The 15,843-nt window shown below is 64.3% G+C and carries 15 protein-coding genes; 10 read left to right on the top strand and 5 right to left on the bottom strand.

Annotation, left to right across the window (positions count from 1 at the left end; all coding sequences use genetic code 11):
• Positions 1-13 precede the first annotated feature (13 nt).
• From pbpG to AACZ17_RS15285, 5 genes are all read left to right on the top strand, one after another.
• A complete protein-coding gene (gene pbpG / locus AACZ17_RS15305; RefSeq protein WP_290745558.1) occupies positions 14-847 on the top strand; it encodes a D-alanyl-D-alanine endopeptidase in 834 nt (277 codons plus the stop codon).
• 64 nt (positions 848-911) lie between these two features.
• Positions 912-1,844, top strand: coding sequence for an aldo/keto reductase (locus AACZ17_RS15300; RefSeq protein WP_290745561.1), 933 nt, complete (start codon positions 912-914; stop codon positions 1,842-1,844).
• Positions 1,841-3,151, top strand: a complete 1,311-nt coding sequence (locus AACZ17_RS15295; protein WP_290745564.1) for an MFS transporter — start codon at positions 1,841-1,843, stop codon at positions 3,149-3,151. The genes AACZ17_RS15300 and AACZ17_RS15295 overlap by 4 nt, the downstream gene beginning before the upstream one ends.
• A gap of 102 nt (positions 3,152-3,253) precedes the next feature.
• Positions 3,254-4,342 carry a Rieske 2Fe-2S domain-containing protein gene (locus tag AACZ17_RS15290; protein ID WP_290745567.1) on the top strand — a complete coding sequence of 363 codons (1,089 nt, stop codon included), beginning with the start codon at positions 3,254-3,256 and terminating at the stop codon, positions 4,340-4,342.
• A gap of 93 nt (positions 4,343-4,435) precedes the next feature.
• Entirely contained in the window at positions 4,436-5,263 is an 828-nt protein-coding gene (locus AACZ17_RS15285; protein ID WP_290745570.1) for a M48 family metallopeptidase, read from the top strand.
• A 5-nt stretch (positions 5,264-5,268) separates the two neighbouring features.
• On the opposite strand, the gene AACZ17_RS15280 is transcribed toward AACZ17_RS15285, so the two are convergent.
• The 4 genes from AACZ17_RS15280 to AACZ17_RS15265 all read right to left on the bottom strand — a co-directional run bounded on the left by AACZ17_RS15280 (position 5,269) and on the right by AACZ17_RS15265 (position 10,006).
• Positions 5,269-6,417 (bottom strand): CocE/NonD family hydrolase, encoded by a 1,149-nt coding sequence (locus AACZ17_RS15280; RefSeq protein ID WP_290745571.1) that lies wholly within the window; start codon positions 6,415-6,417, stop codon positions 5,269-5,271.
• 42 nt (positions 6,418-6,459) lie between these two features.
• Positions 6,460-7,644: an acyl-CoA dehydrogenase gene (locus tag AACZ17_RS15275; RefSeq protein ID WP_290745574.1), complete on the bottom strand. Its 1,185-nt coding sequence runs from the start codon at positions 7,642-7,644 to the stop codon at positions 6,460-6,462.
• 189 nt (positions 7,645-7,833) lie between these two features.
• A complete protein-coding gene (locus AACZ17_RS15270) occupies positions 7,834-8,544 on the bottom strand; it encodes a carbonic anhydrase family protein (protein WP_290745578.1) in 711 nt (236 codons plus the stop codon).
• A gap of 112 nt (positions 8,545-8,656) precedes the next feature.
• Positions 8,657-10,006 carry a glutamine synthetase family protein gene (locus AACZ17_RS15265; protein WP_290745581.1) on the bottom strand — a complete coding sequence of 450 codons (1,350 nt, stop codon included), beginning with the start codon at positions 10,004-10,006 and terminating at the stop codon, positions 8,657-8,659.
• A 192-nt stretch (positions 10,007-10,198) separates the two neighbouring features.
• On the opposite strand from AACZ17_RS15265, the gene AACZ17_RS15260 reads away from it, so the two are divergent.
• The 4 genes from AACZ17_RS15260 (at position 10,199) to AACZ17_RS15245 (ending at position 13,457) form a co-directional block, all read left to right on the top strand.
• Complete coding sequence (locus AACZ17_RS15260) at positions 10,199-11,560, top strand: aminotransferase (RefSeq protein WP_290745584.1); 1,362 nt, start codon at positions 10,199-10,201, stop codon at positions 11,558-11,560.
• A gap of 167 nt (positions 11,561-11,727) precedes the next feature.
• The gene (locus AACZ17_RS15255; RefSeq protein ID WP_290745586.1) at positions 11,728-12,312 is read left to right on the top strand and encodes a nuclear transport factor 2 family protein; all 585 of its coding nucleotides are present in this window, start codon (positions 11,728-11,730) and stop codon (positions 12,310-12,312) included.
• A gap of 64 nt (positions 12,313-12,376) precedes the next feature.
• Positions 12,377-12,928 carry a DUF2878 domain-containing protein gene (locus tag AACZ17_RS15250; protein ID WP_290745588.1) on the top strand — a complete coding sequence of 184 codons (552 nt, stop codon included), beginning with the start codon at positions 12,377-12,379 and terminating at the stop codon, positions 12,926-12,928.
• A 7-nt stretch (positions 12,929-12,935) separates the two neighbouring features.
• Positions 12,936-13,457: a chalcone isomerase family protein gene (locus AACZ17_RS15245; RefSeq protein ID WP_290745590.1), complete on the top strand. Its 522-nt coding sequence runs from the start codon at positions 12,936-12,938 to the stop codon at positions 13,455-13,457.
• Here the strand turns inward: AACZ17_RS15245 and waaA are convergent.
• The gene (gene waaA, locus AACZ17_RS15240) at positions 13,454-14,743 is read right to left on the bottom strand and encodes a lipid IV(A) 3-deoxy-D-manno-octulosonic acid transferase (RefSeq protein ID WP_290745592.1); all 1,290 of its coding nucleotides are present in this window, start codon (positions 14,741-14,743) and stop codon (positions 13,454-13,456) included. The genes AACZ17_RS15245 and waaA overlap by 4 nt on opposite strands.
• A 132-nt stretch (positions 14,744-14,875) precedes the next feature.
• Between waaA and lpxL the strand changes: the two genes are divergently transcribed.
• The gene (gene lpxL / locus AACZ17_RS15235; RefSeq protein ID WP_290745594.1) at positions 14,876-15,826 is read left to right on the top strand and encodes an LpxL/LpxP family Kdo(2)-lipid IV(A) lauroyl/palmitoleoyl acyltransferase; all 951 of its coding nucleotides are present in this window, start codon (positions 14,876-14,878) and stop codon (positions 15,824-15,826) included.
• Positions 15,827-15,843 lie beyond the last annotated feature (17 nt).

Here is a 15,843-nt window from a genome sequence, read left to right as displayed (position 1 = left end):
GACGGAAGCCCCCATGAAGAACCTGCCACTGGCCCTTGTCCTGCTCGCGCTCAGCGCACTAACCACCCAGGCGGCACATGCCGGCAAGTTCACGCATCTCAGCGGCAACCCCGACCTGCGCTCTGCCTCTGCGCTGGTTCTCGACGCGTCCGGCGAGGTCATCTACGGCAAGGACACCGACACCGTGCGGCCCATCGCCTCCATCACCAAGCTGATGACCGCCATGGTGACGCTGGATGCACAGCTGGATCTCGACCAGGCCATTACCATCACCAAGGACGATCGCGATGTGGTGCGCCAGACCGGCTCACGCCTTGACTACGGCGCAACCCTGAGCCGCAGGGACATGCTGTTGCTGGCGCTGATGTCATCGGAAAACCGGGCTGCCAGTGCCCTCGGCAGAACCTACCCCGGCGGCCTGGATGCCTTTGTGCAGGCGATGAACGACAAGGCGCAGCAGCTGGGCATGCGCAATAGCCGCTTCGCCGACCCCGCCGGGCTGCACGGCGAGAACCTGTCCACTGCGCGCGACCTGGCCATCATGGTGCGCGCTGCTGGCGAATACCCCCTGATCGCCGAGGCCAGCACCACACCCGGTATGGCCGTCTACCCCTTTGCCCGGCGCGGCCCCCTGAATTACAACAACACCAATCGCCTGCTGAAGAACCAGAACTGGCAGATCGGGCTCAGCAAGACGGGCTACCTCAACGAGGCCGGCCGCTGTCTTGTCATGCAGGCGACCATTGAGGGGGAGCCGGTGTCCATCGTGCTGTTGAACTCCTTTGGCAAGCTCACCCCCTTCGGCGATTCCAACCGGCTGCGCCGCTGGCTGCTCGCCGGTCGCTAGAACTTGACCCGGCAAGTCCGGGCTTGAAATACTGACGCGACGTTTGCCGCCCGCGAGGTTTGCCATGCTCAGTCGCCGTCAACTCCTGCTTGCCAGTGCCCTGCTCGCCGCGACACGGGGCGGCACTCTCCACGCCGCCGCGCCTGCGCCACGCGGCACAGCCCTGCGGCGCCCCATCCCCGCCTCCGGGGAAATGCTGCCTGTGATCGGCATGGGCACCTCCCGCACCTTCGATGTCGACGCCGGAGCGGATGCGGCGCAACCCCTCATGGCGGTGCTGGAGACGTTCTTTGCCAACGGTGGCCAGGTTATCGACTCATCCCCTATGTATGGCAAGGCGGAAACCCGCGTGGGCGACCTGCTGCGCTCGATGCCGGAACGTCCCCCCCTGTTTGCCGCAACGAAGGTATGGACCGATGGTCGCGAAGCGGGTATTGCCCAGATGGAAGAATCCGCCAGGCGCATGGCCGTGGAGCGGTTCGACCTGATTGCCGTGCACAACCTGGTCGACTGGCGCACCCAGCTGGACACCCTCAAGCGCTGGAAAGAGGAAGGCAAGGTCCGCTATATCGGGATCACCACCTCGCACGGACGCGATCACGCCGAATTTCTGCAGATCATGCGCGAGGAACCCCTGGATTTCGTGCAGTTCAGCTACAACATTGCCGACCGACGGGCGGAGGAAGCGCTGCTGCCCACCGCCGCAGACCGCGGCATTGCCACCATGATCAACCGCCCCTACCAGCGCGGCGACCTGTTTGCGGCAACCCGCGGTGCCCCGCTGCCCGCTGTGGCAACAGAGCTGGGCTGCAGCAGCTGGGGCCAGTTTTTCCTTAAATTCATTCTCGGCCATCCCGCGGTGACCTGCGTGATACCGGCCACCTCCAGCCCCAGACACATGCAGGACAACATGCAGGCGGGCTTCGGCGCCCTGCCCGATGCAGCGCAGCGAGAGGAAATGCTGCGGGTCTTTGCCGCGCTGCGAGCCAGCAGTTGACCCCCACACGCCGCCCGCTGCAACGCCTGCTGTCACTGGCCTGTGAGGTAGAAACCAGAGAAGTCACTGCCACCCTCGCGTCCTTTGTCCTGATACTGACGCTGATGGGGGCATACTACCTGCTACGCCCGGTCCGCGACGCAATGGCCAGCAACTGGAGCGATGCGGAAGTCAGCTGGCTGTGGACCTTCACCTTTGTTTTCAGTACAGCGGCGGTCTCGTTGTATGGCGCCGCTGTTGCGCGTATCCGCCTGCAGTACCTGGTACCCGGTGTCTACGGCTGCTTTGCCCTGAGTTTCGTACTCTTCTACCTCGCGGCCAGCGGTGACACGCGCAACACCCTGATCGACAAAGCGTTTTACGTCTGGGTCAGCGTGTTCAGCCTGTTTCATGTGTCCGTGTTCTGGAGCTTCATGTCCGACTGCTTCTCCCGCGGACAGTCCAAGCGGCTGTTCGGCTTCATTGGCGCCGGCGCGAGTATCGGTGCCCTCGGGGGGCCGGCCCTGGTCACCGTGCTGGCGGGTACAGGCGGCGTAGAACCCTTGCTGCTGATCGCGGCCCTTATGCTGGTACTCACGCTACCCGTTATTGCGCTGCTGCAACGGCAACAGCTCAAGGGCCTCGCGCAGGATTTTGTCAGCAGCGGCCGCGATGAGCTCGCGACCATCGGCGGCAACCCCTTTGCCGGCTTTGCTGCATTTCGCGACAACCGCTACCTGTGGGGCATCGCCCTGTTTCTGTTTCTCTACACCGCCATCAGCTCGTTTGTCTATTTTGAGCTGAAAAACCTGCTCGCGGACTACGACGAGGGCAGACGCGCACAGATCTGGGCTGCCATGGACCTTGCGGTAAACACCCTCACGGTGCTGATCGCGGCCTTTGCCACCGGCCGCATGGCGAATCATCTGGGCCTGCCTTTCACCCTTGCCAGCGTGCCCGTCGCCATCTGCGGCGGGATGCTGCTGCTCGCAGCTGCCCCCGCGGTTGCCGTGGTCGTGGTCGTGCAGGTGGTCCGGCGTGCAGGTAACTATGCCATTTCGCGCCCGGCCCGGGAGATGCTGTTCACCGCAGTGGACCGCGAAACCCGCTTCAAGGCGAAACCGGTGATCGATATTGTGGTCTACCGGGGAGGCGACATGCTCAACGCCTGGGCGTTTACCGCCCTCACCCAGGGGCTGGGCCTTGGCATGGCGGCGATTGCGCTGATCGGCGCAGGCATCGCCGCCTGCTGGGGCCTGACCGGCATTTACCTTGGACGCAGCTTTGAGCGTCAGTACAGCCCACGGTCCGGCGCACCAAATAGTTGAGCCAACCCGCACCGCGTGCACTCAGCGGGGCGGCTGCCCCTAGCCCCGGTGCCCGCGAGGGCTATACTGCCTGACACCAAGCGATTCTCGGAGGTCACCACCATGGCCACAGCGGCTGACTACAATCTCGGACCCAACACATTCCCCCGCGGCTGGTTTATTGTCGCGGAGAGCAAGGAGCTGGATGCGGGGCCCATGGCCGTGCGTTTCTTCGGCCAGGATCTCGCGCTGTACCGTGGCGAAAGCGGCAAGCCCGTGCTGCTGGACGCCTACTGCGCGCATATGGGCACCCACCTGACCGCCAGCACCAGTGCCATGATCGTGAAGAACGGCGAGCAGATTGAAGGCGACTCCATTCGCTGCCCCTACCACGGCTGGCGCTACAGCTGCGATGGCGATGTAGACGACATCCCCTACTCCGACGGCCCTTACCCCAAATCGGCGTCGATACGCTCCTACCCCGTGGTAGACAGCATGGGCTGCGTAATGGCCTGGTACGATCCGGACGGACGCGCACCCGACTACGACGCGCCCCTGCTCAAGCAGTGGGATGACCCGCAGTGGGTGCAGTGGGAACTGGATCACCTGGGCGAACTGGACATTCACCCGCAGGAAATCATCGACAATATGGCCGACTGCCGCCACCTGGGCCCCACCCACGGCGCACCCTGCGAGTACTTCGAGAACGAGCTCCGGGACCAGGTGTACATCCAGCGCCAGGGTGGTCCGATGCAGCTCTACAACACCTACCTGTATACCACCACCTGGTACACCGGGCCGGGTGTGCTGCTGTCCAAGCAGGTGTTCGGTGACGCCGTCATGTTCGAGCTGATCGCCAACACACCCGTGGACGATGGCAGGGTCAAGGCCTGGCACGCGGTGCTCTACCGCGGCTCCGAATCACCCGCCAGCGATGCCGACAAGGCCGCAGCCAAGCAGTTTCAGGCCAACGCCCTGGAGGCCTTCGCCGCCGACTTCAATGTGTGGAAGTTCAAGCGCCCCGCGCTGAAAATCATGCAGATGAAAACGGATGGTCCATTCAAGACCGGGCGCAAGTGGTACTCCCAGTTTTTCGCCACGCCGGAGCAGGCGGCGGAGATTCGCAAGGACGTGAACGGCACGCACTACACGCAGGGCCTGATCACACCGAAGGAAGCCGGCCACTCGATCGACGACGGCCTGCCCTTCTAGGCCTTCCGCAACGCGGAACCGGCACTCCCCCGGCGGGTCAAAACCCTCGCGGAAATCGGCTACACTGGCCGCCACACTGCGAGGGACCCGCCCATGAAACGACTGCTCATCCCGGCCGCCGCGGCCTGCCTGCTGACCGCCTGTGCCACCAGCCCCACGGGGCGCTCCCAGTTCATGCTGATTTCCCCCGAGTCAGCCATCGTGGAGTCGCGCACGGCCTATCTGAGCACGGTCTCCGACCTCGACAAGCAGAACAAGCTGTCCAGCGACAAGGCGCTGGCCAAGCGCGTTGCCGAAATTACCGGCAGGCTGGTCACCGTGGCGATGCAGGAATACCCACGTTCCGCAGACTGGGAGTGGAGCGTCGCGGTCATTGACGACCCGAAAACCGTCAACGCCTGGTGCATGGCGGGTGGCCGCATGGCGGTTTACACCGGCCTGTTTGAACAGCTCAAGCTGACCGATGCGGAATTCGCCCAGATCATGGGCCATGAAATCTCCCATGCACTGGCCAACCACACCGCCGAGCGCATGTCCCGAGCCATGGCGACCACGCTGGGCGTCGTCGCCGTCGGCGCCATGTCCGACCGGCCGGCAGTCGCGATGGGCGGGGCTGCCGTGGCTGCCAAGCTGGCGCTGGAGCTGCCCAACAGTCGCACCGCGGAGCTTGAAGCCGACCATCTGGGCATGGAAATCGCCGTGCGCGCCGGTTACGACCCGGATGCGGCGGTCACCCTGTGGGAGAAAATGGGGTCAGTGGGCGGCGGCGAACGGCCACCGGAGTTCCTCAGCACACACCCTGCCCCGGGCAACCGACAGGCCGCACTGGCCGCCATGGCGAACGAGGCGCGCCAGTTGAACCCGAGTGGCAGCAAGGCCAGGGTGCAGCCGATCCAGGTCCTTACCGCCGACGCCCAGTAAGCGCTTCAGTCAGCAGCGCGCACATAGGTCGCTTCCATCAGCTCATCGGCAAGCACTTCGCTCAGGTAACGTTCGGCGGCCGCACGCGTTGCGACCGAGCGCGAGAACTGCCGATCAAAGAAGCTGCCCACCACGACCCGGGTGAGCATCTGCTGGCGCAGCGGGTTCATCGCCTCCGGCAGAGGGTCCATGGTGCACAGCGCGGATTCCGCACCGTAATTGATGCCCATCTCGGGTGGCCCTATCAGGTCAAACCACGGTTCTTCTTCCGCCCCCGCCATGGAGCGTTGCACGATCCAGCAGCCTACCGCGTCCGGGTTGGAAAGCCAGCGCATGGCGGCCGCGGGGTCGGCAAAACCGGCATGGGAAGCACCGCGCAGCGTGACCAGCTCGCCACCGGGCACCTGCTCCGGCACCGGCCTGGCGTTGTCCTCCCAGGGCACAATGGCGTCGATATCACCCGCCAGCATCAGAAACGGCAGCGGGTGATGGCGATAGAACACATCGGTAAATACGAAGGTGGGTCCGGCAATCGACAAAGCCGCTGAAATACGGGAGTCGCGCATCTCCGGGTGGAAGGCCACCAGTGTCGAGGTCAGGCCACCCAGCGAAAGCCCGAGCGCGCCAATCCTCTCGGGGTCAACCTGCTGGTATAGGGCACTGCCCGGCGTCTCGGATGCCGCCAGCAGCTCGTCGATCAGGAAGCTGACATCGGCGGGCTGGTTTACCACATCCTGCACGCGCGGACCGCCGGGGGCGCGCAGGTTGGTCAGGGGATAGGTAGGCGCAATAACGATGTAGCCGTGGCTCGCCAGGTACGCCGCCAGCGACTCTGCCTCCTGACGCGAGGAGGAAAATCCGTGGCTGTAGACCAGCAGGGGATAAGGCGCCGACTCCCGGTTCTCGGGATACCACAGCGTGGTTTCCAGCCGGCGGTCGGCGGCGCCCGGATAGTCGCCATTGGCATCCGTGCGGCGCGAGGTGTCCACGTAGTCACGCTCCACCTTGACCACAGGCAGTGGGCCGGGCTGCAGCCGTGCAGCGCTTTCGGTGCCCGGCACGAAGGGCTCGGGCTGCTTGCCCGTGGCCAGTAGCCACAGCCCCCCGCCGACCAGCAGCGAGACTATCAGCAGAAATTTCAGCAAGGTTTTCATCGGATCATCGGTACCTGTTGTCTGGCGAGAATGGAGCCGCTTTCAGAAAGCGGGGATGTCGGTCTGGCTGCGCCCGAGGATCAGCGCATGCACATCGTGCGTGCCCTCGTAGGTGTTTACGACTTCCAGGTTCACCATGTGGCGCATCACTGGATACTCGTCGGAGATGCCGTTACCGCCGAGCATATCCCGCGCCTGGCGGGCGATGTGCAGGGCCTTGCCGCAGGAGTTCCGCTTGATCAGGGAGATGAGCTCCGGGGCAATCTGCCCCGCATCCAGCAGCTGGCCCGCACGGTAGCAGCCCTGCAGGCCAAGGCTGATCTCGGTCTGCATATCCGCCAGCTTGAGTTGCACCAGCTGCGTGGCGGCCAGCGGTCGACCAAACTGGGACCGCTCCAGCGTGTACTGCCGCGCGGTAAACCAGCAGGTCTCCGCCGCGCCGAGGGCGCCCCAGGCGATGCCGTAGCGAGCGTTGTTGAGGCAGCCAAAAGGCCCTTTCAATCCCTCCACGCCGGGCAGCAGCTGTGCCTCGCTCACGAACACGTCCTGCAGCACGATCTGGCCGGTGACAGATGCCCGCAGTGCGAGCTTGCCCGCAATCGCCGGCGTACTCAGCCCCTCCATGCCGCGCTCGAGAATAAAGCCGCGGATCTTGCCATCGTCGGTCTTGGCCCAGACCACAAACACATCCGCCACCGGGCTGTTGGTGATCCACATCTTCGCGCCATTGAGGAGGTAGCCGCCTTGCACACTGCGCGCCCGGGTGACCATGCTGCCCGGATCGGAACCGTGGTCCGGCTCGGTCAGGCCAAAGCAGCCGATCCACTCGCCGCTCGCCAGCTTCGGCAGGTAGGTCTCACGTTGCGCCTCGTTGCCGTAGGCGTGGATGGGATACATGACCAGGGAAGACTGTACGCTCATCATGGAGCGGTAGCCCGAATCCACGCGCTCCACCTCCCGCGCAATCAGGCCGTAACTGATGTAGTCGACCCCCGGGCAGCCGTAGCCGTCGATGGTGCTGCCCAGCAGGCCGAGCTCACCCATTTCACGGAAAATGGCCAGGTCGGTGTCTTCCTGCCGAAACGCCTCCTGCACGCGCGGCATCAGCCGCTCCTGGGCGTACTGCCGGGCGCTGTCGCGCACCATACGTTGCTCGTCAGAGAGTTGCTGCTCCAGCAGGAACGGATCTTCCCAATTGAGTCGCTGCCAGCGCTTTGCCTGTGCCATGGGACACCCCTAAAGCTGCTTGTGGGCGCCTACGATAGCAGCCCCGGGGGCATCGACAAAGTGGCGCCTGCGGCGCGCGGAACAGATTTCTCTACAAGAGGACGACGGAAGGGCATACAGCTAGATTGGAAGGGGGATGCATCGATGTGCGGGCGCCCCGCCCGGCGTGCCCGCATAGTCAGGCCTGCCTCAGTCGAGGAAGTCGACCTCGCCGGTGGCCACATCATACATGGCGCCGACCACGGTCAGCTTGCCCTGGTCAACCAGCCCTTTCAGGACCGGGCTGTCGCGGAGGATTTTCGCCACCGTCAGGGACACGTTCTTCTCAGCCACCTGGTTGACCCACTCGGTATTGCTGGAGTCACGCGGGCCACTGGCCGTTGGCACCGCTTCCACCGCCTCGTGGATGTGTGCGAGGTTGCTGGTCAGGTTGCCCATTTCCACGCCGTCACAGGCGCCCTTCACCGCGCCACATGCCGTGTGGCCCAACACCACGATCGCCTTGGAGCCGGCAACGGCCGCCGCGAACTCCATGCTGCCCAGCAGTTCCGGCGTTACCACGTTGCCGGCAATGCGCGGGCTGAAAATATCACCCAGACCCTGGTCAAACACCAGCTCCGGCGGTACGCGGGAGTCTATACAACCGAGCACAATGGAATGCGGATACTGGCCGGCAGCCGTTGCATCCACCTGGCCGGGAAGGTCACGCTTGAGCATGTCGCCGGAGACGAAGCGCTCGTTGCCCGCGCGCAGCATGGCCACGGCGTCCGCCGGGGTCAGCGCCGCCTGGGTGACCGCGGTTTGCGTGACCGGCGCCTCCAGAGCGTAGGCCACAGGAGCAAATGCGCCCACAGCGGCGGCCATTGCCAGAGCCTGGGAAAATGTCTTCAGTGCCTTCATGGATCGCTCCTTTCTGCAAAATTCGATGGGCGTAGCGTAACGACTGCATTACCTTCGATCTATTCGAATTTTAAGCGATTTTGGTTCACTTTTATCTGAAGATAGTCGCGCTTCACAGGGAGGTGTCATACTCGAGGGGGGTGACATGGCGGTCAAATTCCTGCATTTCCTGCTCTTTCATGAGCGTGAACACACGCTGGAACTCGGCGCCGAAGTACTCCGCGATAAACCCCGAACTGCGAAAACGTTCCACCGCCTCCGGCCAGTGCCGGGGCAGCGTCCGCGGCACCTGGTCATAGGCATTGCCGGTCACCGGTGGAGGCGGCTGCAGCGCGTGCTCCAGCCCATGCAGCATGCCGGCGAGTATCGCTGCGACGACCAGATGCGGGTGCGCATCGGCGCCGGCAAGTCGGTGCTCAATGCGCGTGGCGGCGGGTTGATCCGCCGGCACCCGCACCGACACCGTGCGGTTCTCATAGCCCCAGCAGGGTGCCTCGGGCGCATGGGTTCCGCGGCGGAACCGGCGATAGGAGTTCAGGTGCGGCGCAAACAGCAGCATGCAGTCCTCCATGCTGGCCAGGCAGCCCGCTATCGCCTGCCGCAACAGGGGCGTACCGGCAACCGTACCATCGTCGAACACATTGTTGCCCGCTGTATCCAGCACACTGCAATGTACGTGCATGCCATTGCCGGCGAGGTCGCCGAAGGGTTTCGCCATGAAGGTTGCCCGCAAGTCATGACTGCGGGCCACGCCCCGGATGAGGCGCTGCAGCATCACCGCCTGGTCACAGGCGCGCAGGGCGTCCGCACAGTGCAACAGGTTGATTTCGTACTGCGAGGGCGCCCCCTCCTTGATCAGCGTATCCACCGGCAGTTGCTGCACCGTGCAGGCATCCCGTATGGCGTGCATCAGCGGCGCCATGTCGGCCATGGTATCCAGACCATAGGTCTGCCCCGCGTGCAGCTGGCCGCCCACCCGGTCCGACTGCGTATGCCGCGGCCGCCCCAGGCTGTCGCTCTCGGGACCCAGCAGGTAAAACTCCATCTCGGTCGCCAGCACCGGCGTCAAGCCTCGCTGCGCGAAACGCTGGAGGATATTGCGCAGGATGAACCGGGCATCCAGCGCACCCGGGCTGCCGTCAGCCTCACGCATGGACATCAGCACCTGGCCCGTGGGCCGCGCCATCCAGGGCACGCGCGCCAGCGTGCCGACATCCGCCTCGCAGAAGCCATCGCCATCCCCGCCCGCAGCGATCCAGGCTTCGATATCACGCCCCCAGGCATCGAAGGCCACGGAGCTGGCAGGCAGTTTCAATTCACCGGCGACAACCTTGTGGATCTTGTCCCGGTTTATCCACTTGCCGCGCATGCCACCGCCGAGATCCGGCAGCATGACTTCAAACACTTCAATGTCCGGATTGCCCTGCAGAAAGTCCTGCAGGTACTGCTGCGAATTGTCCATCGGTTTGGTCTTCCTGTGTACTACACCCCGGGCCGCCACCGGCCTGGCCCGGCCGGTGTCCCCGGCAAAAACACCGGGAGGGGGTAGTGGATTCGCGGTGGCCCTGTGCCACACTGGGCTTACTCTACATTAAACTACGCTCCACGCCTGCGCGGCCATACCGGGCCCGGGCAGAGACACAGGACAGCTGGCATGCACAACGACGCTCTCAATCTGAAAGACCTCGACCGTTCGCACCACTTCCACCCGTTTACCGATCTGCGTGACTACGCGGCAAGCGGTGGACGCATCGTCAACCGCGCCGAGCACATCTACATTTATGACACCGACGGCAACAAGCTGCTGGATGGCATGTCCGGCCTCTGGTGCTGCAACCTGGGCTACAGCCAGCACCAGATTGTGGAGGCCATCTACCGGCAGCTGCAGGAGCTGCCCTTCTACAACAACTTTTTCCGCTGCTCCAACCAGCCCGCCGTTGAACTGGCCAGAGCCCTGGTCGAGATCACACCGGAGCGCTTCAACCACGTCTTTTTCACCAACTCCGGCTCGGAGGCCAACGACACCAACATCCGCCTGGTGCACCGCTACTACGACCTGCTCGGCAAACCGAACAAAAAACACTTCATCAGCCGCAAGAACGCCTACCACGGCTCCACCATCGCCGCCGGCTCCCTGGGCGGGATGAACGCCATGCACCAGCAGGTCTGGGGCCTGAACTACGTCCATCACATCAACCAGCCGCACTGGTTCACCGAGGGCGGCGACCTGTCGCCGGACGAGTTCGGCATCAAGGTGGCGCGCGAGCTGGAAGCGAAAATCGACGAACTCGGTGAAGAGAATGTCGCAGCCTTCATTGCCGAACCGGTGCAGGGCGCCGGGGGCGTGATTGTGCCGCCTGATACCTACTGGCCCGAAATCCAGCGCATCTGCGACGAGCGCGACATTCTGCTGATCGCCGACGAAGTGATCTGTGGCTTTGGCCGCACCGGGCAATGGTTCGGCAGCGACACCTACGGCATTCGACCGCATCTGATGACCTTCGCCAAGGCCATCACCAATGGCTATATCCCGCTGGGCGGCGTCATGATCAGCGACCAGATTGCCGATGTGCTGCTGGCGCATGGTGGCGAATTCACCCATGGGCTTACCTACTCCGGCCACCCGGCATCCTGCGCCGCGGGCATTGCCACCCTGCGTACACTGCGTGAAACCAACATCATCCAGACGGCAGCGGTACAGATCGCCCCGCACTTCCAGAGCCAGCTACAGACCCTGCAGAGTCATCCCATCGTCGGCCAGGTGCGAGGCCGGGGCATGTTCGCCGCTGTGGAACTGGTGCGCGACAAACACTCCCGGGAACGCCTGGCACCCGACAGCCAAGCTGCCGTGTACTGCCGCGACCGGGCCAACAGCAACGGCCTCATGGTGCGCCAGACAGGCGACGCCATGATCATGGCGCCGCCACTGGTCAGTCAGCGGGCGGAGATCGACACGCTGGTGGAAAAGCTGCTGCAGGCACTGGACGAAACCGCAGCGCACTACGGCGTGAAGTAGGCGCAGGCCCCAAGGGCACCGCCTGTCGCGCGGGCGGGACCCAGACGAACCGGTCCCGGGCGGCAGATGTCCGCGGCAGGCCTAACTATTCAGCCTGCCCCGTGGTGACCCCCGCCGGCACGCCGCTTAGACTGCGGCGTAACGACAATAAACCCGGGGAGGGCAACATGAGCACAGAACGCCAGAAACTGAACAAGACCACCATGGGCATCAAGGAAGGGCTCCCACTGGAAGCCACAGGCACCGATATCGAGGGCCTGCGCCGGAATATTCAACAGCTCATGGATCTGGAAGCCATCAAGCAGCTCAAGCACGCCTACTTCCGCTGCATCGACACCGCGAACCTGGAAGAACTGGCACCGCTGTTCCACAAAGATGTTGAGGTGCACTTCAAGGGCGGCACCTACGAGTGGAAGGTGAACGGCCGCGATGATTACCTGGCCAACATCGGCGGCGCCTTCAATGCGGGCACCATCGGACACCACAACGGCCACCAGCCTGAAATCCAGATTCTCAGCGCCAGCGAAGCGACCGGCATCTGGTATCTTGCAGACCACATGTGGCAGCTGGAATACAAGTCATTGACCACCGGCACCGCACTGTATTGGGATCGCTACGTCAAGGAGGACGGCCGCTGGCTGATCCGCGAGACCCGCTACGAGCGTCTCTACGAAATCAACGAACCGCTGGCTGCCGCTCCCAGCCTGAGTTCCCACTACCTGGGCGTGCACGGCAGCAAGCCGAGCCACTGACAGCAGGCTGATCCGGCGGCCGGGGAGCAGCGTAACAAGGCACCCATCACGTGGGACCACCCGCATGAGTAACCCCGTCGCCGACAGTCCGACAGCACCGTTACCCTTCGCCCGCCAGCTCACCGAGAAGGCGTGGTTCAATGCCCTATGGTTTCAGACCACCTGGTTTTGTGCGGTGCTCGGCCAGGATACCCTGCTGGCCGTCACCCTGGGGTTGATCGGACTGCATTTTGCCCTGGTGCCACTGCGAGGCCGCGAGCTCCGCCAGCTCTTTCTGCTGGGCGGCATTGGCATGGCGGTGGATGCCAGCCTCAGCGCACTGGGTGTGTTCCGCTTCACTGACGGTGTCCTCCTGCCCCTCTGGCTTTGTGGGCTGTGGCTGGCATTCGCCACTACGCTGGGTCGCAGCCTCGTGTTCTTCGCCAGCCGTCCATGGCTGACAGCCGCGGCCGGCGCACTCGTGCTTCCGTTCAATTACTATGCGGGCAGCCAGCTCGGGGCCGTGGAATTCGGCTGGCCGCTGTGGCAGAGCCTGCTCATGATGAGCGCCATCTGGTCGCTTACCCTGCCCGCGCTATACTACCTGCAGCAACGTCTCTTTCAGGCCAAGGAGTAACAGACCCATGAAACGCCTGTGCACGAGCCTTCTCTTCAGCCTTGCCTGCGCCCTCGCTCTACCGGCTGCGGTGTCTGCCAGCGACACTCCGCAACCCGGCAATCTGCAGCTGGTGGGCGAAGCGCGCCTCAACGTCATGTTCTGGTCGGTCTACGACTCCAGGCTGTACACCGCCAATGGCCGCTACGAGCCCGACCAGCGGCCATTGCGCCTGGAGATCCAGTATCTGCGCGACTTCGAGGCCAGGGCCCTGGTACAGCGTACCGGCGAAGAGTGGGATCACCTGCAACTGTCACATGAGCGCCGCGAGCAGTGGCTGCAACAGCTCGCCACACTGTGGCCGGATGTGGGCAAGAACGATGTGATAGCGCTGGAAATCGATGTCGATAACCGCAGCACGTTCTTTTTCAACAACGAAAAACTGGGCGTCATTGACGATGCTGACTTCGGGGAGCACTTCGTTGCCATCTGGCTCTCGCCCGATACCAGTCGCCCGGCCCTGCGCGAGGCCCTGATCGGCAGCCTTTAGGGTGGGCTCGCACCCAGTACCGGCAGGCGTTGTGCCAGCCCCTGCAACACAGCCTCCAGCGGCCCACGGTTGGCTTCAATGAGGGCCAGGGCACAAGCGCCCGTCCGCCGCCGCAGGTCGCTGTCGGCCAGCAGGGCCTGCACGGCGCTGGCCAGGCTGTTGGCGCCTGTCACTGGCACCAGGCCACCGGCCTCATCCAGCGCGGCGTAGATCGCTTCGAAGTTGAATACGTGGGGGCCTGCCAGCACCGGAAGGCCCCAGGCCGACGGTTCAAGCGGGTTGTGCCCACCGCGCTGAATCAGCGACCCTGCCACAAAGGCAATATCCGCCGCGCCATAAAGCAGCAGCAACTCACCCATCGTGTCACCCAGATACACCTGGGTGCCGGGCGCCAGCGCGTCATCTCCGCCTGCGGAGCGCCGGACCAGCGCAAAGCCACCGGCCTGTATCCGCTGGGCAACAGCCTCGAAACGTTCCGGGTGACGCGGCACCAGCATGAGCAGGGCCTCGGGCCAGCGCTCCAGTACCCGCCGGTGCGCGGCGAGAATCTGCTCGTCCTCCCCGTCGTGGGTACTGGCCGCTATCCACACCGGACGGGATTCGCCCAGCTGACGACGCAAGCGCTCCGCCGACGCGCGCGATACACTGTCGACCACCACATCGAACTTGATACTGCCGGTCACCGACACCCGCTCGCCGGAAGCGCCGATTTCCCGAAAACGCCGCGCATCGTCCGCACCCTGCGCGGCGATCCAGGCAAGCTGCGCTACCATGGGGTGGACCAGTCCGGCGATACGCCGGTAACCGCGGGCCGAGCGCTCCGACAGTCTGGCATTCACCAGCGCCACGGGAATTCCGCGCTCCTCTGTCAGGGCCACCATGTTCGGCCACAGCTCGGTTTCCATGATGATCAGGGCGGCTGGGCGCGCCCTGTCCAGGAAGCGTGACACCGCGCCCGGCGTGTCATACGGGGAAAACGCATACCGTATGCGGTCACCGAACAGGGCGCGGGCCCGCGCCGAGCCGGTGGCTGTCATGGCGGTCATGAGGATGCGGCAACCGGGGTGGCGCCGCAGCAGGGCATCCACCAGGGGCGCGGCGGCGATGGTCTCGCCCACGGACACCGCGTGTACCCAGATGACGGGGCCGGAGGACGGGGCCACCCAACCGAGACGCTCACGCCAGTTGCCGCGCAGGGTGGCATTACCCCGGCTTGCCCACCACAGCTGCAGCAACACGAGGGGCAGTGCAAGGCGAAACACAAAAGAGTACAGCGCGCGCAGCATGGCGATTCCGGAACACAGGACAGCCCGCATTCTACCCAATGCCCGCGCCCGCTGCCGCAGAACTATTCCCGCCTGACCCTGCAGGGCTGTTAAACTTCGGGCTCCGCTCGATGAATGAGAGTGTGCCACCCGGTGAGCACCCCACGGCAACGCATCCGCGACACGCGCTACGGCAGTTACCTGCACCCCCGCTGGTGGCCGACCTGGTTGTTGATCGGGCTGATGTGGCTGCTGTCACGGCTGCCGCTGCGGGCGCAGTGGTGGCTCGGCAAAGGCGTGGGAGAACTGGCCTACCGGGCCCTCCCGCGCCGCAGGCACATCGCCGAAGTCAACATTCGCCTGTGCTTTCCGGAACTGAGTGCGGAAGAGCAGGCGAGCCTGGTACGGCGTGCCTTTCATTCCAATGGCATCGGCATTCTGGAGATCGGCCTCGCCTGGTTTCGTGACCCGGCCGCGTTCCTGCCGCAGACACGGGTGCACGGCCTGGAGCACGTTGAACGGGCGCTGGCTCAGGGCAAAGGCATTCTGGCACTCGGTGGGCATTACAGTTCGCTGGATCTGTGCGGCACCCTGGTGACCGAATTTGTCGAAGCAGACGTCATGCAGCGCGACCACAACAATGCCCTGCTCAATGCCGTGATGACCCGCGCCCGTGAGCGCCGCTACGGGGTGGCGCTATCGGCCAAGGACCTGCGTGGCCTGTTGCGGCAGCTGCGGGCAAACCGCACGATATGGTACGCAACCGACCAGGATTATGGCCGCAAGGGCATCGTGTTCGCACCTTTCTTTGGCGTCGAAACCGCTTCCATTACGGCGACCTCTCGCATTGCGGAGCGCAGCGGCTGCGCGGTCATGCCCTTCAGCCACTTTCGCCGCAGCGACGGTGTGCCGGGCTACGACATCTACTTCCACCCACCGCTGGAGCACTTTCCCTCCGGTGACGACGAGGCCGATGCAAGGCTGGTCAACGCCACCATCGAACGCGAGGTGCGCCGCCATCCGGAGCAGTACCTGTGGATGCACAGACGCTTCAAGACCCGCCCCAGCCCCCGGGATGCCGACCCCTACCGCAGGGAGCGTTAGCGTGACGCGCTCGACGG

The organism is uncultured Haliea sp., assembly GCF_963973825.1.
Taxonomy (GTDB): Bacteria; Pseudomonadota; Gammaproteobacteria; order Pseudomonadales; family Halieaceae; genus Haliea.
Note: the sequence above shows the minus strand (reverse complement) of the source record. Positions and strands in the feature narration are given on the sequence as shown.